This window comes from Saccharomonospora sp. (assembly GCF_027317685.1).
Lineage (GTDB): Bacteria > Actinomycetota > Actinomycetes > Mycobacteriales > Pseudonocardiaceae > Saccharomonospora.
The window spans coordinates 1-26,330 of record NZ_DAHVQP010000109.1; the positions used below are offsets into that span (position 1 = coordinate 1).

The following is a 26,330-nucleotide window of genomic DNA, read 5'->3' on the forward strand; positions in this document are numbered from 1 at the left end:
GGTCCCGGTTCCCGCCTGCAGGTAAGGATCGTGCATGCCGCTACCGCACTGGACGTCGGAGAACGTTCTCCCGCCCGGGCGGCATCCGGCCGACCTCTCCGACATCTACGAACGGTTCGTGTGGGACGCCCCGCACCGCAATGAACGGGAGATCCTGTTCAGCGCGCTGAGCGGCTACCTCGGCGTGGTGTGCAGGCTGATCCCGTCGGGCAGGGCGTGGATCGCCGGTAGTCTCACGATCCGTTCGGCGGAGGTGCCCCACGACGTCGACGTGGTGCTCCTTCCCGACGAATGGGGCGCCCTCAAGCGCCTCGACGGTCCCGCGCGGTCCCTGTTCTACGGGATGTTCACCCTACGTGGTGTGATCGCCGAACAGCCGGTGACGTACCTCGAACAGGTACAACCCGTCAGTGGACTGGTGGATGGGTTCCTCTGCCACCCCGGTGACGAGGACGTGTGGGAGGCCGTGTGGTCGCGCGGCCCCGTCGAGGGATCGGTCAAGGGATTCGCGGAGGTGACATGGTGAGCTTCCGGCAGGTGTCCGACAACATTCCCGGCGGGACGTGGCTCGACGACCTCGCGCGCGCCTCCGCGCTGGCCGCGCACGCCAAATTCGAACGCACTTCACGTTCCCCGTTGCTGCGGGTGTCGGTGCTGGACTCCACCCACCTCGACGCCTACACGTCCTCCGACCTCAGCAGGGCGTTGCAGGACGCCACGGCCAAGATCGGCCACATCGTCCGCAACCCACAGACCGAGATCACGTCGGTGCAGCCCTCCGACCGGGAGAAAGCACCACTCATCCAACGCGGCCAGGCGGGCAACGCGATGTTTTTCGGGTTCCCGGAGACATCCGTGCCGGACGCCCTCATCTCCGACGGGATCGAGACCCTGTCGGAACGGGCGGTGAAGGAACTCTGCGACTTCCTGCCGGTGAACGGCTCCGACGACGGCGCACTTGACGCCGTGCTGCTGCAACGCGACACCGTACGCAACGCGGTGAGCGACATCGTGAACTCCGTCATGCGCACCTCCAGCATCGCCCTGTCCCTCACCCCAACGACGGGCGAGGAGGTTATGCGCAGCATGACCACCGAGCAGGCCCGCGTGTTGCAGAGCAGCCTGCGGGAATCGCGCGAAGACGTCGGATACGAGACGGTGTCGGGCAGGCTCGACGGCGTTCGCACCCGTCGCCGGATCTTCTACCTCGAACGGGACACGGGCACCACCATCCAAGGGGCCGTGGCACCCGATCTGCTCGACGAGATCAAGGAGAACCTCGACCGGCCGGTAACGGCACGGCTGCGAGTCGTGCGCACGACGACCATCGACGGCCGCCGCGGTCGCCCGGTGTACGAACTGTTGGAGATCCGTTCGGAGACGAGCCTGTTCGACTAAAGCCGCGCCCGGATCGGGACGATAATCACCGAATGGGCGAACAGAAACGAATACGGCCCCGTGCCACCAGTCCCGAATCTGGCGGCGCGGGGCCGTACTCGCGCAAATCCACACCGTCGCCCACGTCCGGGACTCACCCCGAGCAAGGAGTCACCCGTCTGTGACGGCGGTAACCTCGTCAGCCGCGCCGTTGAGGTGCACTTAAAGTAACAGATTGCATCTGTGTAATTACAAGCCCCCCGGTGCGGCCGTTCGTGTCCAGTTGTGTCGTTGGGTTGTGTCGCCCGAACGGGGTCAGCGGGTCAACGGCGTGAAGTCCCTGCTGGCGATGAACGACGGCCTCGGACTCTTCGCCGCATAAGGCTCCACCAGTGTGTTCTCGACACTGTTGAAGACGAAGAAGATGTTCGACCTCGGATACGGCGTGATGTTGTTACCCGAGCCGTGCATGATGTTGGAGTCGAAGAACAGCACCGATCCCGCGGGACCGGTGAACTGGTCGGTACCGTACTCGGCCGCGAGCTTGGTGATGTCCTCCTCGCTCGGAACGCCGATCTCCTGCTCCTTCAGCGACTCCTTGTAGTGATTCTCGGGTGTCTCCCCGGCACACTGCACGAAGGTGCGCTGCGACCCCGGCATCACCATCAAACCGCCGTTGAACGGATAGTTGTCCGTCAACGCGATGGAGCAGCTCACCGCGCGCGGCTTCGGCATGCCGTCCTCGGCGTGCCAGGTCTCGAAATCCGAATGCCAGTAGAAGCCGTTGCCCCGAAACCCCGGCATGTAGTTGACCCGACTCTGGTGCATGTAGACATCCGAGCCGAGGATCTGCTGCGCCCGATCCAGAATCCGCGGGTCACGCGCCAGTTCCGCGATCAGCTCACTGATCTTGTGCACCTCGAAGATCGACCGGACATCGCCGGACTTCTTCTCGGTGACAACGCGCTCGTCGGTTTTGAGCTTCTCGTCCGACGAGAGCCGCACGAGTTCCTGCCAGTACCCCTGCACCTCGGCCGGGGACAACAGGCCCTCGATGATCGAGTATCCCTTCGCATCGTGCGAGGCCAGAGCGGCCGCGTCCATCGGGCCGTCCTGCGCTGCACCCCAGACAGTGGGGTCCGTCCGTTCGAGTAGCTTCGCCTCACCGGCGACACGAGTGGGATAGCTGTCGATGGTCCGGCTCTCCGCGAGAGTCACGGTAACTCGCCTCCTCCGAGTGCCACTGTGCTGTTTTCGTGCTGTATCGGTGTTTCGCGTTCCCCGTTCTTTTCAGTCGCTACCGAATCGGGGTTTCGTGGGAACCACACCCACGGCGCGGCTCCCACGAAGCCTGATGTGGACAGACGTGTCAGTCCTCGATGACGAGCGGGTAGACCCCGTTCTCGTCGTGCACCTCACGACCTGTAATGGGCGGGTTGAAGACGCACACCGTGCGCATGTCCGTCTTCGGACGCACCTGGTGCTGGTCGTGCTCGTTCAACACGTAGATGGAACCGGGCTTGAGCTGGTAGGTCTGTCCGGTCGCCTTGTCCGTCAGCTCGCCCTCACCCTCGATGATGAACACGGCCTCGATGTGGTTGGCGTACCAGAAGTCGTTGACGGTCCCCGCGTACAAGGTGGTCTCGTGTACCGAGAAACCGACCTTGTCCTTGGCGAGCACGATGCGCTTGCTGCGCCAGTTCGGCTGCTTGATGTCTGCGTCGGTGTCGGTGATGTCGTCGAGCGTGCGGACGATCAAGATTTCTCCTTCGCGTATCGAAAATTTCCTTGGCCGTGCTCAGCGGGAAAGCACGGCGTCGACGGACTCGCTGATGATCGACAGACCTTGTTCGATCTCGTCCTCCGTCGTGATGAGTGCGGGCAACAGCTTCACAACTTCACCGTCGGGGCCGGAGGTCTCCATGAGTAGACCACGGTCGAACGCCGCCGCGCAGACCTTTCCGGCCACCTCACCGTTCTCGAACTCGAGACCACGAGCCAGTCCCCGCCCCTTGGCTACCAGGTTCGCCTTCGGATAGCGATTCACCAATTCGGTGAATGCCTGCGCCACCCGCTCGCCCTTCGCCTTGGTACTCTTCTCCAGCTCACCGTCCTGCCAGTAGGTGCGCAGCGCCTCGGCCGCGGTGACGAACGCCGGGTTGACCCCGCGGAACGTGCCGTTGTGTTCGCCGGGGGCCCACACGTCGAGGTCCGGCCGGATCAGCGTGATCGCCAACGGCAGGCCGTAGCCGCCGATCGACTTCGACAGACAGATCATGTCCGGCTTGATGCCGGCTTCCTCGAAGCTGAAGAACGGGCCGGTACGGCCGCAGCCCATCTGCACATCGTCGAGGATGAGCAGGATGCCGTGCCGCTGGCACAGGTCCGAAAGCCCCTTCAACCACTCCAGCCGCGCGGCGTTGATGCCGCCCTCGCCCTGAACGGTCTCCACGATGACCGCGGCGGGCTCGTTCAGGCCACTACCGGAGTCCTCGAGCAACCGCTCGAAGTAGAGGAAGTCCGGGTAGGCGCCGTCGAAGTACTTGTCATACGGCATCGGCGTGGCGTGCACGAGGGGAATGCCCGCGCCACCGCGCTTCATCGAGTTACCCGTCACCGACAGCGCTCCCAATGTCATGCCGTGGAACGCGTTGGTGAAGTTGATGACCGACTCCTTGCCGGTCACCTTGCGGGCCAGCTTCAACGCCGCCTCGACGGCGTTGGCGCCGCCGGGGCCGGGGAAAATGACCTTGTACTCCATCTCGCGCGGCTTCAGGATGACGTCATTCAACGTTTCCAGGAAGTCGCGCTTGGCGGCGGTGAACATGTCCAGCGCGTGGGTCACGCCGTCGCGGGAAATGTAATCGATCAATGCCTTCTTCAGCACCGGATTGTTATGCCCGTAGTTGAGAGCACCCGCGCCCGCGAAGAAATCCAGGTATGCTTTGCCGTCTTCTGAGTAGAGCCAACTACCCTGCGCTCGGTCGAACACTGTGGGCCAGCCACGGCTGTAGCTGCGCACCTCGGACTCGAGCGTTTCGAAGATGCTCACGTCACTCAGTCTCCTGTTATTGTGAAACAAATAAATTCCGCGAGACCGGTCACACCCGCGAGAGCGGACCGATGCGGAAAAGGTCTTCCGGCTCGTGCTCGTCCGGGAAGTCGTCGGACTCGAACAAGCGAGACCTCTCCAAAGTGGCGTTCCACCTCTCGGCAAACGAGGAGAACAGCCGAATCGACGCCTGGTTATCAGGCGTGATCGTGGTGTCCAGGTAACGCACTCCCGCGTCCACCAGGCGACCGAACAGCTCGTCGAGCAGCGTGCCCGCCAAACCTCGACCCCGCTGGGAGGCATCCACGGCGACCTGCCACACCAGCGCGGCTTCGGGCTCCGCGGGCCGCCGATATCCGATCACAAATCCAACAATTTCTCCGTCGACACGCGCGATAATCGATGTATCGGCGAAATCGACACACCACAACAGGTACGCGTATGACGAGTTCAGATCCAGCTTTTGTGAATCATGTGCTATTCGCCACAGGGCCGCGCCGTCCCGCTTGGTCGGCGTTTCGATCACAACGTGGCCCGCCGATTGATTATCGCCGTTGGCACGCTCCGAGTGCTTTCCGGACATATTCAGGCAACGTAACAGAATGCTTTGCCGGTCTCAGCTGACGAGTCGGGACAGAACGCGCCTACCTGCAACAACCCAAAAACACGTGTGACGATACGTACAGAAAGGTTACGATCATGGTATTTGATGTGCTATAAGCACAGCGCGTGGGGCGACTGTATTTTCAACAGCCACACCAGACGTACGGTAGTGGCGCTCCACACAGAAGGCGAGCGTCCGTAAGGGGTAGCGCTCCACCGAGTGAGTTCGTTACACCGGAACCGGTGATCCCCCCGCGTGACATCCGCTCCGTTCGGTCACGCACCCGTGTTCCCAGCACGGCACACCGACCACTCGTATGCCAGGACATAAGCCTCAGGTCGGCCGGAACGACGGGGCGCGGGCGGATCAGCCGGATCAGCGCCGCATCAGCCCACGCACGTACGCGGCCTGGCCCGCGTGCTGCAGGCTGTCACCGATGACGCTGACCAGTCGGACGCCCAACGTGACAGGTGGCTCCCACGACTCGTCCACGACGATGTCGAAGTCGTCGTCATCGAGCTCGCCGAGATATTCGAGAGTGTTGTCGTGGACAGCGTCGTAGTAACCGGTCAGCAGCTTCGGTGTTTTCACTCGCACCGCGGCGACATCCTCACTCGTGTGGCCGAATCCCGTGTCCCCGGGCGACAACGGCAGCCCGAAGCGGTCGATCCAGCCACCCGAATGCCATACCTGCTCAGTACCGGCTACTTCGGACACATGGTCGTCCTGCACCCGCGTGAGGTGCCACAACAGCCAGGCGATCGAGTTGGCCTGCGAATCGACCCGATGGTTCAGGGCGGAGGCACCGAGGCCGCGCGCGACGTCGTGCACGGCCTCCTTGACCCGCTCGAATCCGTCGGTCAGTACGTCCACGCTCTTCATACGGAGATTCTGGTGCAACCCAGCGCCCCCCGCCGAGTTAAGAACGTCGTGTCCGCAGCCTGCGTCGTCGTGTCCGCAGCCTGCGTCGTCGTGTCCGCAGCCTGCGTAGCCGCACGTCCGACGGACACGGGCCACCGCATCAAGCGCCACTCAGCGCGTCGACCCTCGCCGGGGACAACATCTCGTCGGCGACGAGGCCCGAGAGGCCCACCAACATACCTTGGTCGCCCAGAGAGGTCGCCGCGATGTCGAGCTTGCGCAGGGCACTGGTGTGGGCGTTGCTCTCCACCGTCATCCGTAACGCCTCGACGAACGGGGTCAGGACTCCGACAGCTCCGCCGAGTCGCACGTAGCGGGGGTTCACGATGGTCACCACCGTCGCGAGCACCGTGCCGACGAGCCGTCCCGCAGCCGAAACCGCGTCCACCGCCTCGGCGCGCCCCTCCTTGGCCCACCGCACCACGTCGCTCACCGAGCGGGCACCGTGCGGCCTCAGCGCTCGCACCAAAGCCTGACCACTCGCCTCCGCCGCCACGCAACCGCGCCGACCACACGCGCACCGCTTGTCGCTGCCCTCGATGCGCATATGACCGATCTCACCCGCCGACCCGGTCTCGCCGCGATGGGGTCGCCCCGCGATGACGACTCCCGCACCGATACCAGTGCCAACCTTCACGCCCACCATCGTGGCATCGGGCCTGCCCATCGCGTAGTAGTCGGCCAGCGCCAACGCGTTGGCGTCGTTCTCCAGCAACACCGGAACGCCGAACGCATCGGCGAACGGGCCGCGCAGCCGCACACCGCTCCATTGCCGCATCGACCACGGTGCGACGGTAACGCCCTCGGCGTGATCGACCTGCCCCGGAACCGACAGTCCCACCGCGCACAACTCTTCCCGTTTACCCGATGCTTCGAGCAGAGAACTCCCTGTCTCCACAAGCGTCGACAAAGTCTTTTTAGGACAATCCGAAGAAGACAGCCTCAGCTCGGTGCGGGCGAAGACGGTTCCCCGCAGGTCCACCACGGCGAGCGTGGCGTGACTCTGCCCGAGGTCGGCAACGAGTGCCGCGTGGCCGGTGTCGTTCACCGCGAGCAGCTCCGCCCTACGACCCCCGCTGGACTCACGATGCCCGGCCCGGCACAGGAGGCCGGCCCGGCGGAGCGCATCGAGCCGCTCGACCATGGTCGCCCTGGACACGCCGACGCGTTCTTGCAGCTCTTGCCGAGTCAGTGGTCCGTCCGCGCGCAGCACTGCGAGTATGTGCCCTGGAGAGGTGGGAGTTGTGTCGACCATGTTGACAGAATGACCTACCCCGCTTATGTTCACCAACTAGACAAAAGCAGATCGGTTGGTCCAGAGGTCTCGAATGCGGGGAAGCGATATCACCCGACCGGAACCCCTGCGCGCCGTCGGACTCAGCACGGTCGCCCCGTCCGCCGACCACGCGGGGATCTCCGCCGGAAACAGCGGAATAATGTGTCCCTCGTCACCGTTTCGGTCGACGGGTAAGACGAAACGACCCCGCCTCCTCACCACCGCCACCGCCACCCGTGAAACCGACGACGGCTCCCCGAAGCCGGACCCGTGCACGAGTCGGCGCCGGTGGTACGGCCCCGAAACATGCCCGCTGTTGGAGACTTCGTGACCACTTCGACGAACACGGCTGACATGCGCCTACCGAGACTGTCCCCCACCACACTCGCCGACCGCGCCGCTACCGTGCTGCGTGACAACGACACGGGCGCGCTCGTCACCGCCTCGCCCAAGCTCTACCCGCACATGTGGAGCTGGGACGCCGCGTTCATCGCCATCGGGCTGGCCTATCTCGACGTGCGCAGGGCCGTCACCGAACTCGACACCCTGTTGTCCGCGCAATGGTCGGACGGCATGATCCCGCACATCGTCTTCACCGAGGCCACGGGCTACTTCCCCGGCCCGGACCGTTGGGGCACCGACGCCGTACCGCAGTGCCCGCCCCATGTGCGCACCTCCGGCATCTGCCAGCCTCCGGTGCATGCGATCGCGTTGCGCCGCATCGTCGATACCGCACGCCGGGCCTCGCAGGCCGACGTCGAACTCGCCGAGACGTTCGCGACCCGGGCTTGGCGACCCCTGTACCGCTGGCACCGGTGGCTCGCGCGACACCGAATGTCCGAATCCTGCGGGCTGATCACCATCGTGCACGGCTGGGAGTCCGGAATGGACAATTCCCCGCGTTGGGACTCGCCCTATGCGCACGTGCGGCCGGGCCCGGACCTCCCGCCGTACGTGCGGCTGGACACCCTCGGTGTCGAAGATCCCGACGAACGTCCCAGCGACGACGAGTACGACCGCTACCTATGGATCATCGAACAGCTACGGCGAGCCGACTACGCGCCAGAAGCAGTGGTGACGAACTCGGACTTCCGCGTCGGTGACGTGTTCACCACGGCACTGTTCGCGATGGCGTGCGACGACTTGGCCGACCTCGCCCACGAGTCGTCCCTCGAGGTTCCCGGCAAGGTGGCGGACCTGCGCGCTTGGGCCGCACGGGCTCGTGAGGCGGTCGCCCACAACACCGACCCGGATACCGGTTTCGCCTACGACAGGGACCTACGCAACGGCGACACGTCGAAGACCACGACGATCGCGGCGTTCTCCCCCTTGTTGTGCTCGGCGCTGCCGGATCGGCTGGAGCGTCGGCTGCTGGAGGAATTGACCGGGCCGGGCTGGGCCGGCCACCCGGAACTCCATGCGGCCGTGGTTCCCTCGGTATCGCCGAACGATCCCGGCTTCGACGCACGCCGTTACTGGAGGGGTCCACAGTGGCCTGTCATGGCATGGTTGTTCAGCTTCGCCTTCCACCGCAGAGGCTGGGCCGAGCTGGCACGGCAATGGCGCGACCAAGGGCTTCGGCTGGTGTCCGACGGTTCCTTCGGCGAGTACTACGAGCCCTTCACCGGAGAACCCCTCGGCAGCACACAACAGTCGTGGACCGCGGCCGTGACACTCGACTGGCTCCACAGCTGGTGATCCGGTCGACGACGTCCCCGTCGATCACTCGCCCGCCGGATCGCAGGCCTGCCACAGCCGCGCACCGAAACGGGAGATACGCAGGGCCTTACGCACGAACGTCGGCCTGTGCACGGTGCTCACGGCCTCGACCACGGCGTCATCGGCGACGAGCACCTCGTACTGTGTGCTCAAGGCGGGGTCCTCGCGCAGCATCTCGGCCAAGCCCAGGTCGACGAGCCGGGTGACGTAGACGGGAACGTGATCGGCGAGCGTGACCCCGGCCGTCTTGCCCACCGTGGAGGCGTTCCGCAACACGACCCTGCCCACCCCGCCGAGCAGTGTTCGTTCGGCGACGTCAACGGCCGGGAACGCACCGTCCCGGGCGAGGGTGGCAAGGATACGCGCCTCATCGGGAACCAAAGACGCCAGAATCGTGCCGTAAAGCCGGTTTCGCGCGTCGTGGCGCCCAAGTTCGGCCGACTCCGCGAGTAATCGACCCATCCGTGCCCGCAACGGATCACTGCCGCGAACCACCACCGTCCGTGCGGGCTCGGGTTCGAGACGCGGTGGACCGTCGTCGGAAGCACCGGGCAGCCGCTTACTCAGCTCGTAGCCGGTGCGAGCCGCCCACCCGGCGACCCTGCCGACGCCGTACACCAGGTCCCGCGTTCTCATCTCTCCAATGCTACTGCGGCCGGTCACTCTTTCGAGAAACCGTGTTCAGGTGGATAGAATCCCCAACGCTGCAGTGCCTCACGGATGAAATCGGCGCCGATTCGATTGGCGGCCGCAACGTTTCCCTCGTGACAAACGGTCGTTTCATCGGTTTCGGCCACCACCCTGTCCTGCTCGGCCCGCGGGTGTTTCCAGTGGTCACCGCATCCAGCCGGACACGGCATTTCGATGGTGCGCAGAACTCCGGACTGCGGCTGTTCCCACGACAGGACACCCGTTCCGCCGCACAGCGGACAGTCATCACTTCGGGACTTGTCCGAGCCCTCCGCAGTTGCCACAGGGGTCCTTCCGGTTCGGGGCGAGCCCGGAGCCGAGACAACGCGGGCAGTTCACCATGTCACCGAACTTCATCGTGCATCTTCCCTCACGTTTTCGGAAGCGAACACGACTATAACCACGGCTTCGAGATAAAGGGTCACCCGATGTACTGATCACCCGTTCGGCGCATACGGTCGTTCTGCCCGTCGACCGCCAACCATTTCTTGGCCGCGGCGAGACCGTCCACGGTGATCTGGTGCCCGCCACTGTGCCAATGCTCGGTGACCTCGGCACCCCGCTCCCGCAACACGGCGGCCAGCTCCTGAGCGGGGACCAACGGAGCCATCGGGTCGTGCCGACCGTTGGCCATGAGCACCTGTGTGGCCGACAGGTCGTGGCGGGGAGGGTCGGGCACCGGCAGCATCGACGCGAACAACACCGCTTCCGTCAACACGTCAGGCCGCAGCAGCACCACCGCCGCCGCGATGTTCGCGCCGTTGGAGAAGCCGACGGCGACCAATCTCCTGCCCTGCAGCCCGTAGCGCTCTCTGGCCTCGACGATGAAATCAGCCAACTGCCCGGCCCGGAAAACGACGTCCTCGGTGTCGAACACCCCCTCCGCATGGCGACGGAACCACCGGGCGGCACCCTGTTCGGACACCTGCCCCGCCGGAGCCAGCATCGGCGAGGCGGGGCAGAGCTCCTTGCCGAGCGAGAGGATGTCGGTGGGACTGCCTCCCGTCCCGTGCAACAGCAACAACGCGGGGGCAGCGTCGCTGCCCTCGACGAACTCGTGTTCCAACGCCAGCTCACTCATGCGCGCACCGGATTATTCTCTTCCGGCAGGTCGAGTTTCGTCAGCGACGCCTCGATCTGCTCACGGTCGGGTTCCAACCAGGGTGGCAGCTTCAACGACTTGCCCAGTTCCAACAGTGGCTCGTCGATGTCGAAACCGGGCTGGTCGGTGGCGATCTCCAACAGAATGCCGCCGGGTTCACGGAAGTAGATCGACCGGAAATACTGACGATCCCTGATCGAAGTGACCCCCACGCCCCGGTCGATCAATTCTTCGCGCCACGCGGACTGGGCCTCCTCGTCCGGTGCCCGCCACGCGACGTGATGCACGGTGCCCGCGGCGACCAGGCCTTTCGGCGCATCCGGTGTCACCAGTACATCCACGGTGGCTCCGGGGCCGCCGTCACCCGCGACGAAGCGGAAGCGATTGCGGTCCTCGGAGGCGAGGGAGAGCCCTAGGCCCTCGATGAGCATGCCGGCGGTGGCGTCCTCCCTGTCCACCGACATCGTCACCGAGTGCAGCCCCCGAATAGCGTGTTCGGCCGGAACCATCGGGGTGTCCCACGGGTTACGTGGGTCCCCCTGCGGGTGCGCCACGAGAGCCAGCTGGAGCCCGTCGGGATCACGGAACAGCAGCGCTTCCTCGTCGTCGCGATTCACGACCTCACTCGTCGTCACGCCCGCGGCTTCGAGGTGCTGTTTCCACCAGCCGATGGAGTGCGCCGGCACCGAGAACGACGTCGTCGTGGCCTGACCTGTTCCGATACGGCCACGGGGAGCGCCACGCCAGGGGAAGAAGGTCAGCAATGTCCCGGGCTTGCCGGACTCATCGCCGTAGTACAGGTGGTAGGTGCCCGGGTCGTCGAAGTTCACGGTGGTTTTCACTAGCCGCAGCCCGAGCGTGCGCAGGTAGAAGTCAACGTTGCGCTGCGGTTCCCCACCGATCGCGGTGACATGGTGCAACCCGCTGGTTTGAAACGGCATGGCTCCTCCTCGTGCGTCGGGTACCTCCAACGCTACTGAGATAAACTCTTGCGAGCAAGATATCTTCGGGGAAGATTATGCGTATACTGAATCCGTGCCTACGGAACCCGACGACGACGAGGTCGTGACGTGGTGGGGCCTTGTGATCGAGGGCTACCTCACCACTCAGGACCGGCTCATGACCGAGATCGAGAAGCGGTTCGGACTCGCTCCCGCGTCCTTCGACGTGCTGTTGCGGCTCGTGCGATCACCCGACTACCGCATGCCCATGACGCGCCTCGCCCATGAGGCCGCCCTCTCCAGCGGCGGCTTCACCAAAGTCGCCGACCGCCTATGCGAGGCCGGCCTCATCCGCCGGATACCCAGCGACCAGGACAGACGCGTGATCTACGCATGCCTGACCGAGCACGGTATCGACATCGCCCAGCAGGCTCGCAGCGCCTGTGCCGACATCCTCCGCCATACCGTTCTGGCCCCCCTCGGCCCCGACGCGTCGAAGTCCTTGGCCCAAGCCATGCGAATACTGCGTGACACCAACAGCGCAGAGGCTTGAGCGCTCCTCGGCCCAGGGAAACGACGAACACCACTACCCGGCCGATAGTCACGGCCCACCCGATCCGCGGACCCGGTGGCCCCATGGTTGCGCAGAATATGTCGGTGACGTCAATTCCCCGGCAGAGCGACTTCTTACCAACAGGGTGACCTCACATTTTTGGTTTCCGAGGTCATACCGTCCCGAAAGCTTTCGCGTTACCTCGCCTCGGTGAAGTTAGCAGCGACCACCTCGTATCCCGCATAGGGCCAGCCCAACGGGGGTAGCAATTCTGTGAGGCGCTTTCGCCTCGGCTACACACCCTGTGTAACAGCGAGAAAGGAACAACTCATGCGCAGTGTTCGTCGCGGTATGGTGGCGGCCGCCCTGGCCTTCCCCCTGGCGTTCGGTTTCGCTGGTGTCGCAACGGCTGGTGAGAAGGAAGTCGACGCGAACTGGGCCAGCTACGAGGCCAGCTACGCCTTCGCGGGTCCGTTCGGCGCCGCTGCCGGCGACGTGTCGTCCGAGGCGGGAAGCGTCGAGTACGAGAACGAAGGCGACAAGGACAAGAAGGACAGCGACAAGGGCCACAAAAACGGCGACTCCCGCGGGGACAAGAGCCACAACGGCAAGGACAACGGCTACGAGAAGGAGCTCGGCTGGGCCGGGTTCGAGACCGAGGGCGCCGCTGCCGGCGTGTTCGGGGCCGGTGTCTGGGAGGTCGAGTCGGAGGCCGGCTACGCCGAGAAGGGCTGACGCTGAGCGCTCCCTCCTGTGACAAGACGCCTCGGGGCACGCCCCGGGGCGTCTTTCTATAGCCTTCTGCGGTCTTCTACTGATTGAGCACGTCGTCGAAGAACCCGAGCAGCGCGGGCCATACTCCCGGAATCAGCAACACTGCTAAAACCGTGAACACCGGGAAGAGAAAACCGGTTTCCACCTTGTCGCCGGTACGGAACCGAAGCCATTTCGGCGGCCGCAATTCATACCACGTCTCGCCCGCAATGGGAACGGGGAACAGAAAAGGACACCCTGATTCAGTGAGCGCATCGCCGAGGCAGTGCGTGAAACAACCGAGCGCGACCGCGATCCCGAGCCACCCCGCCACCGAGTCGAGCTGTGCGAGCACGTCGGGGCTGTTCTCGACCACCCACCACACGACCGCCCCACAGGCCACCGGCAGTAGCCAGTCACCGAGGGCGTCCTCGGCCAGCAACAGCCCGAACACGACCACGCCGACCACGACCCACGGCCCGCCGAACGCAGTGGCTGCCGCCGTCGCACCTCCGAGCAACAAGGCGAACAACAGTGTGTGCGAGAGGTGTCGGTGGCTGCCTTTCTTCCGTTCGTCCCTCGGCCCTTTCGTCACGGAGTACAGCGCGGCCGAAGCATTTCGTAACAGCCACGACAGTCCTCCGGTCACCGGCCCCAATAATTTGGACGCCCGCGCGCCGGGATGGTCAAGGTCGGGCAACAGGGCGTAGCCCGCGGTCGTCGCCGCGAACACGAGGGCTTGGGAAAGCGTGGTGATGCCAACCGCGGGCGCCACGGCCAGCCCTGCACACCAACCGGTCAGCGCGTGGGTGCGACCCATCATGGGTGTCGGGAACCTTCCAGCTGTCGATCTTCGAACATCGGTGCGAACAGTCTCCCCGACACCGCTCTTTAGTTGATCAACGCCCCCTCGTGGCCCGCACGACGAACGATCGACGACTCCTGCCCCTGCGAGCCACCGTTTCAGTAAAGCGCTCGGGGCTTCCCCCAAGCGGTTCGCTACCGACTTCACCACCGACGAGGCCACGCGCACCGCCTACGGACACTCAGCGTAGTGACCAAGGACACATCCCGAATGTTCGCGCAACGCGTTCGTTTCACTCTGCCGGGGTATCCGACAAGTATGGTCTCGCGACTCGACCGGTACCGGGACAAGCGGAGGGAAGGCCACACTCCCGAACCGCTGCCCGAGGACACACCCGTCACCGAAGGTGATGGCAACACGTTCGTCGTGCACGAGCATCATGTCCGCAGCCTGCACTGGGACGTACGTCTCGAACACGACGGCATTCTGGTCTCGTTCGCGATACCGAAGGGATTGCCCACCGAACCGGGCACGGTTCGGCTCGCCGTGCACACCGAGGACCACCCGCTGGAGTACTCGACGTTCTCCGGCGAGATCCCGAAGGGCGAGTACGGCGGCGGCCACATGTCGATCTGGGACAGGGGCACATACGAAACCCTCAAGTGGGGCGACGACAAGGTCTCGGTCGTTCTGCACGGCGAGCGGATGCACGGCAAGTACGTTTTCTTCCGCACCCGTGGCAGTGATTGGAGCGTCGTCCGTTCCGATCCCCCCGAAGATCCCGAGTGGACTCCTCTGCCTTCCGTGCTCGCGCCCATGCTCGCCGTGACGGGAACCCTGCCCGACCCCGCCGAGGACGCCGACTGGTCCTACGAGTTCAAATGGGATGGCGTGCGTGCCCTTGTTCGCGCCGAAGGCGGCAGGATCACGCTGTTCTCCCGCCGGGGTGACGACATCACCGGCATATACCCGGAGTTGCGCGCCCTCGGCGAGCAGCTCGGCAGTATGCAGGCGTGGCTCGACGGCGAGATCGTGGCGTTACGGGGCGGCAAACCGAGCTTCGCCGCCCTGCAGAGCCGCATGAACGCGAGCGCGCAGAAGGCCCGCAGGCTGTCCCAGCGGACACCGGTCACGTACCTCGTGTTCGACCTGCTGCATCTCGACGGTCATCCCTGCGTGGACCTGCCCTACCGGCAACGGAGGCAGTTGCTGGAAAGGCTCGACATCGAGGGCGAACACTGGCGCACACCACCCGGGTTCCCCGGCGACGGTCGGGTGGTCGCCGAGGCCGCCGCCGAGCAGGGACTGGAGGGTGTGGTCGCCAAGCGACTCGACTCCGTCTACCTTCCCGGAGAACGTAGCGCCGACTGGCTCAAGATCACCGAGTTGCTGACGACGGAGGTGGTGATCGGCGGCTGGCGTCAGGGCCGTGGGCGCCGCTCCGACACCTTCGGTTCACTCCTGTTGGGCGTCCCCACCGAGGGCCCGCTTCAGTACGTCGGCCAGGTCGGCACCGGGTTCGACGAGAACGCCCTGCACACACTCGCTCCCAAGTTGCGACGGATGGAACGCCGTACCTCGCCGTTCGCCGAAGCCCTGCCGAAGGACCGGGCGGTCGGCGCGCACTGGGTCAGTCCGCGACTCGTGGGCGAGGTGGCGTTCAAGGCATGGACCGACGACGGCCGGCTGCGGGCCCCCACTTGGAGGGGACTGAGACCGGATCGCGTGCCGGGGGAGTTGACTCGGTGACGACCACAGGACAGCTCATCGATGTCGGGGGCCACCGACTCCGTTTGTCTAATTTAGGCAAAGCGCTTTACCCGGAGTCCGGCTTCACCAAAGGCGAAGTCATCGACTACTACGTGCGAGCGGCTCCCGTTCTATTGCCCCACATACAAGATCGGCCGCTCACGCTCAAACGCTACCCCGACGGAGTCGACGGCAAATCCTTCTTCGAGAAGAACGTCTCCAACCATGCGCCGGACTGGGTACGTACCGTGTCCATCGAAACGCCGGAGAGCACCCGGGGAAGAGCGAGCGCCGACTTCGCGCTCGTGCAGGACCTGTCGACCCTGGTATGGGCCGCGAACCTGGCGAGCATCGAACTGCATGTTCCGCAGTGGACAGTCGGGCCCCGCGGCGGGAAACGCAACCCGGACCTACTCGTGTTCGACCTCGATCCCGGAGCCCCCGCCACGATCGTCGACTGCTGCGAAGTAGCGCTGTGGCTACGCACTGAGCTCGCGAACGACGGATTGACGGCGTATCCTAAAACCAGCGGCTCGAAGGGACTGCAGCTCTACACGCCCATCCGAGCACGCTCCGGTGAACGTCCGATCAATTACGCCAAACGGCTGGCCGAAAAACTGGAGCGGGAACATCCCCGGCGCGTCGTATCCCGCATGACGAAGAAACTGCGCGGCGGCAAGGTGCTCATCGACTGGAGTCAGAACAACCCGAAGAAAACCACTGTCGCACCTTATTCGTTGCGCGCGAGGTCGTCACCCACGGTATCCACGCCGGTGACGTGGCAGGAGGTCGAAGACTGTGTGGACCCGTCCGAACTCAGGTTCGTGGCCGGCACAGTGCTGGACCGCGTCGACGAACACGGCGATCTGTTCGAGCCTCTGCTGACGCAAGACCGGCCGCCCCTTTAACCATATTCCGAACGATTACGGAATCGATACCGAATCACATGTCGCAATACAACCTGACGGACCATTACGCGAGGACTATGCTCGCGGCTATGCCACGGGCGGTCGACAACAACAGCACCGAGGACCGTCTGCGTCGAATCGAGGCCATCACCGACACCCAACTGGCGCATCTTGGAACAGAAGACGTGCTCCAGGAGCTGTTGGGCAGGGTCCGCAACGTTCTCGGCGCCGACACAGCGACGGTCCTGCTACTCGACAACACCGGACAGCAGCTTGTCGCCACCGCCTCCTCCGGCTTGGAAGAGGAGGTGCGCCAGGGTGTGCGAGTACGCGTGGGTGAGGGCTTCGCCGGCCGCATCGCCACCGAACTGAAGCCGCACGTCATCGACGACGTCAATGCCGAGACCGTCGTGAACCCGCTGCTGTGGCGCAAGGGCCTGCGAGGACTCGTCGGTGTTCCCCTGCTCACCGAGGGTGAGCTGCTGGGCATTCTGCACGTCGGCACGCTGAGTAAGCGAGCCTTCGACGACGAAGAGGTTCACTGGTTGCGGCTGGTCGCCGACCGCATGGCGGTCAGTCTCCGAGGCCAACTGACAGCCGACGAGCGCAACGCCGCGACAGCGCTGCAACGGTCTCTGCTGCCTTCACAGTTGCCGGCCATCCCCGGTCTCGACCTGGCCTCCCGGTACGTTCCCGGCGAGCGACTCGACATCAGCGGCGACTGGTACGACGTGTTCCCCCTGCCGTCGGGGCGGGTATGCATGGTGATCGGTGACGTCGTGGGACGCGGACTGTCGGCCGCCATGGTGATGGGCCGGCTCCGCACGACCGTCCGGTCGTACTGCCTGGACTGCGAGGACCCCGGTGAGCTTCTGACGAAGATCGATCGATACGTCCGTCATTTCGACTCCGATGTCATGGCGACGATCGCCTGCGGCGTGTGGGAGCCGTCGCTGGAACGGGTGCATCTGTCGCTCGCGGGTCACCTCAGCCCGGTGTTCGCCGCCGCGGAGGACGAGAGTCGCCTGGTCACCGAGGCCCCCGTGGACGCCCCCATCGGAGTCAGCTCGGCGACGCAGAGGCGGCACAGCACCGCGGTGGACGTGCCCTACGGGGCCGCCTTGCTCTTCTACACCGACGGGCTCGTGGAGCGGCGGCACCAACCGCTGGACGAAGGCCTGCGTCAGCTGCGCGAGGCCGTCCACGCGGGTCCGGCGGAACTGTTGTGCGCGGACGTGATGAGCAGACTGGTGGGGGTCGACCCACCCGGGGACGACATCGCCGTCCTGGCGGTTCGCCGACAGCATCCCGAAGCGCCCTCCGCGTTGCGGTTCGATGTCGATGCGGTGCCCGAGTCGTTGGCCGAAGTGCGTTCGCAGTTGAGGCGCTGGTTGCCGAACATGGGGGCCTCCGCCGACGACACGGCGGACCTGCTCGTCGCCGTGGGCGAAGCCGTGGCCAATTCGATCGAGCACGCGTACGGCCCCCAGGGCGGTAAGGTCTGTCTACGTCTCGAAGCCCATGGCGACGAGGTGGAGATCACCGTCAGTGACACAGGCATGTGGCGCTCACCCAGAGGTACCCATCGTGGAAGGGGGACGCAGCTCATGCGTCAGCTCTGTGACGAGCTCACCGTGTCCCACAGCGACGGGGGCACCCATGTCCAGTTGCGCAAGCGGTTGGCGAAAGGCGAGGCCGAATGACCGCAGCCGGCGTCGATGTCCATTCGCAGGGCAGCACCATCGAAATCCGACTCACCGGTGAGATCGATCTGGCGAACAGCGACGAGGTGAGAGAGAAGATGTTCGCCTCGATCAGCAATCATCTCGTCGCGGTGACCATCGACCTCACTGGACTGTCCTATATAGACAGTGCGGGGTTGAGGGTCCTGTTCGCGCTCACCGAACGTCTTCGACTGTTGCAGACCGAGTGCACGATGGTCGCACCGGTCGGCTCGCCCACCCGTCGGGTCCTGGAGATGACGGGTATAGGCGTTGTGGCGGATTTGAAGCCCTGATTCACGGCTGAATGCGCAGCCCCGTCGGCAGGACCGGCTGCTCTCTCATTCCCCGATGCAGCCGATCCCGACCGTCGCGACGCCCGGCACCGGTTCGCCGGTGGACCGAGCCTTCGCGAGTCACCGTGCCTGTTCACCACGGGCCACATCATCAATGTCCACGGCATCTCCACGGCATCGCAGAACCCGGGGTTCGCACACCGGTCAGTACGAGAGCTCGGGAATCCGGTCGCTGTAGCGGGCCACGAGTTCGACATTGCGCTCGTCGCCACCGGGAACGTTGGCGCTGGTCCACACCGGCAGTTCGATGCCGCGTTCCTCGGCCAGGCCGTCCAGTTCCGCCAGCAACGCCGACCACACGTACGCACCGGTGATCGTGGAGACCGCCGAGGTGCGGGGCGCCTGCGCGGGGTGTACGACGTCGCCGGGCGGGACGTGCGTGTCGAGCACGACGGTGGCGTGTTCGGCCAGGCTCGTGCCGCTGCGGTCTGTCGCCGCGGCGGAAGCCGCCGGCGAGGTGACGGCGATGACCGGAACTTCCCGAGCCAACGCCTCCTGCGCGATCTCCACAGGATAGGGGTTGCGACCGCTGGTGGAGAACACCACCACGACGTCACCGTGACGCACGTCGGCGCTCTCGACCAACGCACGGCCACGATCCGGCACCCGTTCCGCGGCCGAACTGCGCAGCGCCCCCGACAGCGGCAGCACCTCGTTGTCCCACAACGGTCTGACCGCGGCGAGCCCGCCCGCACGGTAGAACGTCTCACACACCATCGCCAGGGAGTGTCCTGCTCCCGCCGCGTGGACGATGCCACCGCCGTCGATCGCGTCGAGCACCAGATCGGCGGCCCTGCGCAACTCCTCCTGCTGGGAATCGATTGTGTCGAGCAGCTTACGGACACGGTCACGCATTCGGCACGCTCTCCTTCACATTCGTCATCAGCGCCGGCAATGTCGGCGGCACTGCCGCCATCTCATCGCCGTCCGCCACGTGGCGCAACCGTACGCAACCGTTCCTGTGACCTGCGTAACCGATCCACGGGCGGCGTGTCCCTCAACCGACGTAGGTCAGGGATTCACCGCCGTACACGGCCTCGCCCGCGACGAACGTCGTCAGCACAGGGATCTTGTCGATGGCCGAGGTCGAGACGGCCGTCGGATCGTCGCCGAGCAGCACGAGGTCGGCCTGCATTCCCGCCTCGATGCGTCCACGCCGGTCCTCCTGACACGCGGCGTAAGCAGCGTGCGTGGTGTAGGCGCGCAACGCTTCCATCGCGTCCACCCGCTCGTCCTCGGCGAGCACCACTCCACCGCTGGTGGCGCGCTCGACCATGTTCCGCATCCCCGCCAACGGCGCACCGGTCCCCACACACGGCCGGTCGGAGCTGGCGGGCACGCGCAGCCCGGCGTCGAGGAACGACCTGTGCCGGTACAACCACGGCAGTCTCGCCTCACCGAGAGACGTACGCATGGTGTCACCGATCTCGTACAGGAACCGTGCCTGCGGTACTGGGACGACGCCGAGCGCGGCCAACCGGGACAACTGGTCGGGACGCACCATGGCCGCGTGTTCGATGCGGTGCCGCACGCCGGGGCGGGGGAACTCCCGCTGTGCCTGCTCGAACGCCTCCAACGTGAGGTCGATGGCCCGGTCGCCGATGGCGTGCGCCGCGACACGCCAACCACTGCGGTGCGCGTCGAGGATGCGGTTGCGCAGCACCTCGGGATCGTCTCCCAGCACGCCGAGCCCACCGTCGCCCTCGAACGGCTGCGTGACCGCTGCCGTCTTACTGCTCAACGCCCCGTCGGTGAAGATCTTCATCGGGCCGATGCGCAGGAAGTCGTCACCGAAACCGCTACGCATGCCGAGATCGAGCCCCACGAGGTCGTCGGCGAGCGGGTGCAGTGTCTCGGCCGCGGGCATCAGTTCCACACGCACGTTCAACGCGCTGCGCTGCCGCGCGAGTTGGTAGGCGGCGACCTCGGCCGGGCTGTGTCCGATCCAGCCTCCGGCGACACCCGCTTCGGTGACGTGGGTCAGTCCCTCGGAGGCGTACACCTTGGACGCGCGAGCGATGGCCTCGACGAGTTCCTCCACCGGGTACGGTTTCACGAGTGCGTCCACCAGCTGCTGCGCCTGCTCGGCGAGCAGGCCCGTGGGCTCGCCCGAGGAGTCCCGTTCGACGACGCCGCCTTCCGGCACGGTGGCCGAACCGTCCAGGATCCCCGCCTTGTCGAGGATGGCGCTGCTGGCCACACACATGTGCGCCGAGCGGTGCTTCAACCACACCGGACGCCCCCCACCCACGCGGTCCAACGCGGCGCGATCCGGATGTCCTCCGAGCACGAAGTCGTCGTATTGCGACCCAATCACCCACGCGTCGGACGGCAGTTGCGCCGCGCGTGCGGCCACCGCGTCGTACACCTCGTCGAGGGTGCGGCACGTGGACAGATCCATCTCGGCCAGCGACAAGCCGTACCACACCATGTGGTTGTGCGCGTCGGTGAAACCCGGCGTGAGCACCGCCCCACCCCCGTCGACCACCTTGCGGGCGGAAGCACCTTCGACTTCGTCGTCCACACCGACGATTCGGCCGCCCAACACCCCGACGGTGTGGGCCCGGGGCCGGTCTTCGCGCATGGTCAGGGCACGCACGTCACGCAGCAGCAGGTCGAGCACGCGGTTCCTCCCTAGGGTCGCGGCACAAGGCGGGCCGATTACGCTCATGGCACGCTCAGACGGTACCCGGAGAAACGAGGAAGGGGCAGCGGCTTTGCACCGGAACAGGGCAGTGCCGAAGCTCGGGATCGGACTGGTCCTAGGGGTGTCGCTGCTGTCCGGTTGCGATTCCGCCGAACCCGTCTCGATGCCTCCGGTGGAGGAAACCCGCGTCACAGACCTCGTCCCCTTCTCCGAAGGCGCGGAACCCGCAGCGGGGCTGCGGGTGATCGACGAAGTCTCCGCGCGGTGCGAACCCTCCGTCCTCAGTCCCGAGAACCAGCTGGCCCGCCGCTGCTTCACCAGTGAGACGTCCGTGGTGCTGGATCCGTGCTTCGTTCCCGCGGATCCCGTCGACGTCCCCGCTCTGGAGAAGCCGGGGGAGGAGCCGCGCGAGGTCGACACCGTCGCGCTGTGCTTCGACGATCCCGCGCAGACCGAGCTGACCAAAGTACACGTGGTCACGGACAACGGCGTGTGGCCACGGGAACCGGCCCCGTTCGATCCGCACTGGTTCCTCGAACTGGGGGACGGCACGCGCTGCACGAAGGTGTTCGGGGTCGAGGAGATCCGCGAGAACCTACCGTTGAGCTACGACTGTGACGACGGCACCCTCTACGGCAGCCCCGACGAGGAGAAGCCGGTCTGGACGGTCCACCATTTGGCCGAGGGTGCGGAGACCCTCCGTGTCGCCGAGGTGCGCACGGCCTGGAAGTAGTGGTCCGAACCGGTCACCTTCTGTGCAAGGGGACTCCGGCCTCGGCGGCGTCGGCGAAGTCGTCGTCGATGTGCACGACGTCGTAGCCCGCGCGATCGAGAAGGCTTGCGGCCGTCGACGCCCGATAGCCCGATGCGCAGTGGACCCAGATACGGTCGTCGTCCATCTCGTTGATACGGGTGAATAGTTCGTGCAACGGGATGTTGAGCGCGCCCTCGATATGTCCGCCCTCGTACTCGTCGATACGGCGCACGTCCAATACCGCCGGCGCGCCCCGTTCGAACTCGGCCACCAGGTCGGCCCAGCCCACGCTCGGGTACGACGAAGTGGGCAGCCGGTCCGCAAACGGTCCCGCCGGGTCACCCAGAGCGACGTCCGGATCGTCGATGCCGATGCGGGACAGGTCCCGGATCGCCGCCCGCACCTCCTCCTCCGAACCGACGAGGGTCACGGGGTCGAGCCACGGCAACGTCCACCCGAGGAAGGTCGTGAAACGCATACCGTCGCCGTACTCGAAACTCACCGTGCCTTCCAGGTGCTTGGTGGCGAAGGCGACGCGGTCCCGCAGATCCACCACCCACTCACCGTCGGCGAGCCGACGCCGCAGGGCTTCGAGGTCCAGCGGCTCCGGAACCTCCAGACTCGGCGCGTTCGGCCCGGCCCGATTCAACGGGGCCATGTGCGCGTAGTAGGACGGGTACTCGGTGAGATTCGCCAACAGTCGCTCGACGAAGTGGTCCTCGTCGGTGTCGGTGAGAGCGTGGTTGGTGCGACGCTGCTCTCCGATCGTGGAACTCTCGGCCGTCGTGGCGGGGCCGGAGGAGCAGAAGCTGCCGAACCCGTGCGTCGGGTAGAGCACCGCGTCGTCCGAGACGTGTTCCGCGATCCGCCGTGCCGACCGGTACTGGGCTTTGGCGAGTTCGGTGGTTCGTGCGGGGTCGACGAGGTCGGGGCGTCCCACGGACCCGTACAGTAGGCTGCCACCCGAGAACACGGCCTGTTCGCCGTCGTGGTCGACCACATAGGCCAGGTGATTGTCGGTGTGGCCGGGCGTGGCCACGGCCGTCAGTGACAGTGCTCCGATGTCGAGCCGATCACCCGAGCCCAGCCGGGTCGCCTCGTAGTCGAGCCCTTCGGTATCCCCCACGAGATGGACGGCACCGTGTCGCCGGGCGAGCTCGGGACCTCCGGTGACGTAGTCGTTGTGCAGGTGTGTCTCGGCGACGTGGGAGATGCGGACACCCCGCTCCCGCGCCAGATTCTCGATCCGGTCGAAGTCTCGCTGCGGGTCAATCACCACGCCGACGGTGCCGTCGTGGACCAGATAGCTGCGGTCCCCCAGCGCGTCGGTGCGAACGACCTCGACATGCATGATCGGCCCTCCCGTGCCGGTGCCGTGGTGGGTTCGTCGAATACCCGCCCCGACCGGGAAGTAACCGGAAGGGCCGACCGATCAGACCACCAACTTGTCGTCCTCGGAGCCGGAGGCGCTGCCGTCCAGCGTCCACTTCAGCTGGAACTCGATCTCCTCCTCACCGTCGCCGCGCTCGTGTTCGATCGAGAACTTGGCCCGCGCGGGAACGCGGATACGCTCACCCGCGATCTGGATGCGGAACGGCTTGTCGGTTTCGAGAGCGTCGGCGAGGCGGCGCAGTTTCGCCACCACCTCGGAGGTCGAATAGAACTGCTCCACGTCCCGTGGTGCGGCTGTCACAGATCCTCCCTTGGTACAAGCGGTATCGGTGGCACAATCCTGGCACGACCGTGGGGCCGGACACGGTGATGTGTGAGTTTTCGTATGGCCTCACGGAGACAGGACTTCGAAGGCTCACGGGCCGTCACCGGTCGCTGATCGGTGACCTCGGTGTTTCAAGCGCCCTCAAGGGGAGTGTCGGGCCAGTGCTGTTCGAGCAGTGCACGCGCGCGGGGCAGGTCGTCGACGGCGGAGAGAAGCTCCCCCCGCAGTGCTCCCACCGCTGTCGAGGGGACCGCGCGAGACTCCAACGCGACACGTATCCAGTCGGCGACCTCGCGCAGCAGCCGACCGTCTCCGGTCAACAAAGCGCCTTCGAGGGCACGCAGCGGCTGTTCAGCACAGCCGCGGACAACCAGATCCAGATCGGCGTCCGTCACGATGTCTCCGGTCATGATCTCGTCGAGGTCGCGGGCCCCGGTCCCGACCGGGTTCCAGCGCTCCAGCACTTGATGCACGAGCCGGTGATGTTCCGCGTCCAGGATGCGTTGTTCGCTCACGACGTCGTACGGCAACGACTCCACCGGGTGGACCGTGGTGGGCAGCCGATCCGCGAGGTCGAGTCCCTCCCGCAGGGTCGAGGCCCACGCCGTCGCCCCGAGCGCCCGCGCACGCAGCTCGTCCGAACCGAAAGCGGCCCCGCCCGCCAGGACCGGGACACCCACCGCGGTCGCCGATTCGATGCCACGACGCGTGCTCGGCAGTCCACCGGCCACGGAACAACTGATCGCCACGGCGTCCGGGCCCGTCCGGTACAGGTAGGAGAACAGGCGCTCGGCGGGGATCGCCGCACCGAGGAAGGTGACCCGCCACCCGTGCGCACGCAGACCCGTGCTCACCACCAGCGCGGCGAGGGCGTGCCGTTCTCGTTCCGCGCAGCACACCATGATGTGCCCCTTGGTGACCGGGAGTTGCCGAACCCTTCTCGCCACCGCTTCGGTCGCGGCGAGCGAGATTCCGGTGGCGACGTGTTCCTGGACCATCGACCACCGGCCGGTGTGCCACTTCTCGCCCACACGGTGCTGCGCGGGAGTGATGACCTCGCACAGCACCGGCAACGGCTGTAGACCGGCGTCCAGGGCCCGCTGCACGACCGTCACGGCCGCGGTGGTGTTGCCCGCGATCAACTCGCGTTCGAACGCGTCGAGCACCTCCGCGCTGTCGTTACTATCGCCGCTGGCGCCGGGGACGGCCGCCGAAGCGTGGAGCACTCCACTCATCCTCCGTTCTGCACGGCGATGAGAGCGATGTCGTCGTGTGCGGCGCCGTCGAGGTATTCGAGGACGCGCTGTTCGACGGCCTCACACAGGGTGGCGGGGGTGACGCGCGCGTACTCCGGCAACAGGACCCGCAGTCGTTCCTGGCCGAAGAACCCCTCGGGGCCGCGGGCCTCGTCGACGCCGTCGGTGTAGAGGAGGACGGTGTCGCCTTCGCCGAGCCGCACGTCGGTCTCGGTGAACGACAGTCCGGAGATGATGCCGGCGACCGTGCCGGTGACCGTCGGTTCCTCCAAGGCGCCGTCGGCGCGCAGCACCAGAGGTGGAGGGTGTCCTGCCACCGCCATGGTCGCCGTCAGCGCGTCCTGCCCTGCCGGGCGGTGGAACCGCACACACGCCGCCGTGACGAACCGGTGGGCGAGCTGGGCGCGCAGCACCTCGTTCAACGCCTTGAGCACCGCGGCTGGAGATCGGTCGAAGAACGCTGCCGTCCTGATCGTCTGCCGCGCGAGTCCGGTGAGGACGGCGGCGTCGATGCCTTTGCCGCAGACGTCGCCGATCACGACGGTGAAGTCGTCGGCATCGCCGTGTACGTCGTAGAAATCGCCGCCGATACTCAGGCGCTGCTCGCCGGGCCGATATCGTGCCGCCATCCGCACTCCCGGGTATTCGGGCAGCTCCGGCGGGCGAAGTGAGTCCTCCATCGCCTCCGCCATCTGCCCGCGTTCCTCGTAGAGCCTGGCGGATTCGAGAGTGGCGGCCACCCGACGCGAGAACTCCTCGGCAGCGACCACATCACTGTCCGTGTACCCATGGCCACCGTGACGGACCACTACGAGCACACCGTTGGTGGCGCCCCCGATGTTGAGGGCCACCGCGAGCGCCGACGACGGCCGGTGCGTCGCGGCCGCCTCCCTCAGCGAATCGGAGGGGATCAGTTCGGCGAGGACCGCTTCGATGTCGTCCGGCGGAGCCGTGTACCGCTCGGTGTAGCCTCGCCGTCGGAACCGTCCCAGCTCGTGAGCGGGATCGAGACGCCCCAGAAACGTCGGGCCCGAAATGCGACCACTGCGCTCGTGCGAGTACACCGAGACGTTGTCGGCATCGAAGAACGCCAGCATCATCCAGTCACCGAGATGCGGAACGGCGAAATCCAACGCACGTAACACCGTGCGCCGCACGTTCAGCGATCCGGTGAGCTGGCGGGACAGGTCGTGGATGAAGCGTACGTGTGACCAGTCGCCCTCCTTCGGCGATCCGGCGAGAGGGCTGTCCGGGAACTCGTGGGGGGCGCGATCGAATGCCACGTTCACAGCAGACTCCTCAACTGTGAGGACCTCAGTTCCGACTGTACGGCAGGAACCCCAGTTCGGAACCCACAGTGGACCGACCGGGCCACGAACCTGTCGAGGAGTGTCGTTACGGGCGCGTACCGCGATGGAGGCCTACGACT

At 65.8% G+C, this 26,330-nt stretch carries 27 protein-coding genes; 10 read left to right on the forward strand and 17 right to left on the reverse strand.

Annotated elements, in window-relative coordinates; all coding sequences use genetic code 11:
- Positions 1 to 34: 34 nt before the first annotated feature.
- Entirely contained in the window at positions 35 to 526 is a 492-nt protein-coding gene (locus M7H19_RS12265) for a hypothetical protein (protein WP_298180910.1), read from the forward strand.
- A complete protein-coding gene (locus M7H19_RS12270) occupies positions 520 to 1,398 on the forward strand; it encodes a hypothetical protein (protein WP_298180911.1) in 879 nt (292 codons plus the stop codon). The genes M7H19_RS12265 and M7H19_RS12270 overlap by 7 nt, the downstream gene beginning before the upstream one ends.
- Before the next feature lie 294 nt (positions 1,399 to 1,692).
- Here the strand turns inward: M7H19_RS12270 and thpD are convergent, their stop codons facing one another.
- The 6 genes from thpD to M7H19_RS12300 all read right to left on the reverse strand — a co-directional run bounded on the left by thpD (position 1,693) and on the right by M7H19_RS12300 (position 7,209).
- Positions 1,693 to 2,595 (reverse strand): ectoine hydroxylase, encoded by a 903-nt coding sequence (gene thpD, locus M7H19_RS12275; RefSeq protein ID WP_298180912.1) that lies wholly within the window; start codon positions 2,593 to 2,595, stop codon positions 1,693 to 1,695.
- A gap of 151 nt (positions 2,596 to 2,746) precedes the next feature.
- A complete protein-coding gene (locus tag M7H19_RS12280; RefSeq protein ID WP_298180913.1) occupies positions 2,747 to 3,136 on the reverse strand; it encodes an ectoine synthase in 390 nt (129 codons plus the stop codon).
- A 39-nt stretch (positions 3,137 to 3,175) separates the two neighbouring features.
- The gene (ectB, locus tag M7H19_RS12285; protein ID WP_298180914.1) at positions 3,176 to 4,429 is read right to left on the reverse strand and encodes a diaminobutyrate--2-oxoglutarate transaminase; all 1,254 of its coding nucleotides are present in this window, start codon (positions 4,427 to 4,429) and stop codon (positions 3,176 to 3,178) included.
- Positions 4,430 to 4,478: 49 nt separating this feature from the next.
- Positions 4,479 to 5,012 (reverse strand): diaminobutyrate acetyltransferase, encoded by a 534-nt coding sequence (gene ectA, locus M7H19_RS12290; protein ID WP_298180915.1) that lies wholly within the window; start codon positions 5,010 to 5,012, stop codon positions 4,479 to 4,481.
- 396 nt (positions 5,013 to 5,408) lie between these two features.
- Positions 5,409 to 5,915 carry a DUF664 domain-containing protein gene (locus M7H19_RS12295; RefSeq protein WP_298180916.1) on the reverse strand — a complete coding sequence of 169 codons (507 nt, stop codon included), beginning with the start codon at positions 5,913 to 5,915 and terminating at the stop codon, positions 5,409 to 5,411.
- Between the two features lie 139 nt (positions 5,916 to 6,054).
- Complete coding sequence (locus M7H19_RS12300) at positions 6,055 to 7,209, reverse strand: ROK family transcriptional regulator (RefSeq protein WP_298180917.1); 1,155 nt, start codon at positions 7,207 to 7,209, stop codon at positions 6,055 to 6,057.
- 375 nt (positions 7,210 to 7,584) lie between these two features.
- Here M7H19_RS12300 and M7H19_RS12305 point away from each other — a divergent pair, with 375 nt between their 5' ends.
- Positions 7,585 to 8,928: a glycogen debranching protein gene (locus M7H19_RS12305; protein ID WP_298180943.1), complete on the forward strand. Its 1,344-nt coding sequence runs from the start codon at positions 7,585 to 7,587 to the stop codon at positions 8,926 to 8,928.
- A gap of 24 nt (positions 8,929 to 8,952) precedes the next feature.
- Here M7H19_RS12305 and M7H19_RS12310 read toward each other — a convergent pair whose 3' ends face one another.
- The 4 genes from M7H19_RS12310 to M7H19_RS12325 form a co-directional block, all read right to left on the reverse strand.
- Positions 8,953 to 9,585, reverse strand: a complete 633-nt coding sequence (locus M7H19_RS12310) for an Abi-alpha family protein (protein ID WP_298180918.1) — start codon at positions 9,583 to 9,585, stop codon at positions 8,953 to 8,955.
- Positions 9,586 to 9,608: 23 nt separating this feature from the next.
- A complete protein-coding gene (locus M7H19_RS12315) occupies positions 9,609 to 9,923 on the reverse strand; it encodes a hypothetical protein (protein ID WP_298180919.1) in 315 nt (104 codons plus the stop codon).
- A 137-nt stretch (positions 9,924 to 10,060) separates the two neighbouring features.
- The gene (locus M7H19_RS12320; RefSeq protein WP_298180920.1) at positions 10,061 to 10,720 is read right to left on the reverse strand and encodes an alpha/beta hydrolase; all 660 of its coding nucleotides are present in this window, start codon (positions 10,718 to 10,720) and stop codon (positions 10,061 to 10,063) included.
- Positions 10,717 to 11,682 carry a ring-cleaving dioxygenase gene (locus tag M7H19_RS12325; protein WP_298180921.1) on the reverse strand — a complete coding sequence of 322 codons (966 nt, stop codon included), beginning with the start codon at positions 11,680 to 11,682 and terminating at the stop codon, positions 10,717 to 10,719. Before M7H19_RS12325 ends, M7H19_RS12320 begins: the two co-directional genes overlap by 4 nt.
- A 94-nt stretch (positions 11,683 to 11,776) precedes the next feature.
- Here M7H19_RS12325 and M7H19_RS12330 point away from each other — a divergent pair, with 94 nt between their 5' ends.
- Complete coding sequence (locus M7H19_RS12330; protein WP_298180922.1) at positions 11,777 to 12,235, forward strand: MarR family transcriptional regulator; 459 nt, start codon at positions 11,777 to 11,779, stop codon at positions 12,233 to 12,235.
- A 330-nt stretch (positions 12,236 to 12,565) separates the two neighbouring features.
- Entirely contained in the window at positions 12,566 to 12,970 is a 405-nt protein-coding gene (locus M7H19_RS12335) for a hypothetical protein (RefSeq protein WP_298180923.1), read from the forward strand.
- A 76-nt stretch (positions 12,971 to 13,046) separates the two neighbouring features.
- Here the strand turns inward: M7H19_RS12335 and M7H19_RS12340 are convergent, their stop codons facing one another.
- The gene (locus M7H19_RS12340; protein ID WP_298180924.1) at positions 13,047 to 13,811 is read right to left on the reverse strand and encodes a metal-dependent hydrolase; all 765 of its coding nucleotides are present in this window, start codon (positions 13,809 to 13,811) and stop codon (positions 13,047 to 13,049) included.
- Between the two features lie 300 nt (positions 13,812 to 14,111).
- Here M7H19_RS12340 and ligD (M7H19_RS12345) point away from each other — a divergent pair, with 300 nt between their 5' ends.
- The 4 genes from ligD (M7H19_RS12345) (at position 14,112) to M7H19_RS12360 (ending at position 18,467) form a co-directional block, all read left to right on the forward strand.
- Positions 14,112 to 15,542 (forward strand): non-homologous end-joining DNA ligase, encoded by a 1,431-nt coding sequence (ligD, locus tag M7H19_RS12345; RefSeq protein WP_298180925.1) that lies wholly within the window; start codon positions 14,112 to 14,114, stop codon positions 15,540 to 15,542.
- The gene (ligD, locus tag M7H19_RS12350) at positions 15,539 to 16,450 is read left to right on the forward strand and encodes a non-homologous end-joining DNA ligase (protein ID WP_298180926.1); all 912 of its coding nucleotides are present in this window, start codon (positions 15,539 to 15,541) and stop codon (positions 16,448 to 16,450) included. The genes ligD (M7H19_RS12345) and ligD (M7H19_RS12350) overlap by 4 nt, the downstream gene beginning before the upstream one ends.
- Before the next feature lie 89 nt (positions 16,451 to 16,539).
- The gene (locus tag M7H19_RS12355; protein ID WP_298180927.1) at positions 16,540 to 18,153 is read left to right on the forward strand and encodes a SpoIIE family protein phosphatase; all 1,614 of its coding nucleotides are present in this window, start codon (positions 16,540 to 16,542) and stop codon (positions 18,151 to 18,153) included.
- Positions 18,150 to 18,467 (forward strand): STAS domain-containing protein, encoded by a 318-nt coding sequence (locus tag M7H19_RS12360; protein ID WP_298180928.1) that lies wholly within the window; start codon positions 18,150 to 18,152, stop codon positions 18,465 to 18,467. Before M7H19_RS12355 ends, M7H19_RS12360 begins: the two co-directional genes overlap by 4 nt.
- Positions 18,468 to 18,671: 204 nt before the next feature.
- Here M7H19_RS12360 and M7H19_RS12365 read toward each other — a convergent pair whose 3' ends face one another.
- Both M7H19_RS12365 and M7H19_RS12370 read right to left on the reverse strand, forming a co-directional pair.
- Entirely contained in the window at positions 18,672 to 19,382 is a 711-nt protein-coding gene (locus tag M7H19_RS12365; RefSeq protein ID WP_298180929.1) for an SIS domain-containing protein, read from the reverse strand.
- 142 nt (positions 19,383 to 19,524) lie between these two features.
- Positions 19,525 to 21,150 (reverse strand): amidohydrolase, encoded by a 1,626-nt coding sequence (locus tag M7H19_RS12370; RefSeq protein ID WP_298180930.1) that lies wholly within the window; start codon positions 21,148 to 21,150, stop codon positions 19,525 to 19,527.
- Between the two features lie 112 nt (positions 21,151 to 21,262).
- Here M7H19_RS12370 and M7H19_RS12375 point away from each other — a divergent pair, with 112 nt between their 5' ends.
- Positions 21,263 to 21,907, forward strand: coding sequence for a hypothetical protein (locus tag M7H19_RS12375; RefSeq protein WP_298180931.1), 645 nt, complete (start codon positions 21,263 to 21,265; stop codon positions 21,905 to 21,907).
- 13 nt (positions 21,908 to 21,920) lie between these two features.
- Here the strand turns inward: M7H19_RS12375 and M7H19_RS12380 are convergent, their stop codons facing one another.
- From M7H19_RS12380 to M7H19_RS12395, 4 genes are all read right to left on the reverse strand, one after another.
- Positions 21,921 to 23,279: an MBL fold metallo-hydrolase gene (locus M7H19_RS12380; protein WP_298180932.1), complete on the reverse strand. Its 1,359-nt coding sequence runs from the start codon at positions 23,277 to 23,279 to the stop codon at positions 21,921 to 21,923.
- 81 nt (positions 23,280 to 23,360) lie between these two features.
- On the reverse strand, positions 23,361 to 23,621 hold the full coding sequence (locus M7H19_RS12385) for an amphi-Trp domain-containing protein (RefSeq protein ID WP_298180933.1): 261 nt from the start codon (positions 23,619 to 23,621) through the stop codon (positions 23,361 to 23,363).
- Between the two features lie 155 nt (positions 23,622 to 23,776).
- Complete coding sequence (locus tag M7H19_RS12390; protein WP_298180934.1) at positions 23,777 to 24,871, reverse strand: cobalamin-dependent protein; 1,095 nt, start codon at positions 24,869 to 24,871, stop codon at positions 23,777 to 23,779.
- A gap of 5 nt (positions 24,872 to 24,876) precedes the next feature.
- The gene (locus M7H19_RS12395) at positions 24,877 to 26,190 is read right to left on the reverse strand and encodes a SpoIIE family protein phosphatase (protein ID WP_298180936.1); all 1,314 of its coding nucleotides are present in this window, start codon (positions 26,188 to 26,190) and stop codon (positions 24,877 to 24,879) included.
- Positions 26,191 to 26,330 lie beyond the last annotated feature (140 nt).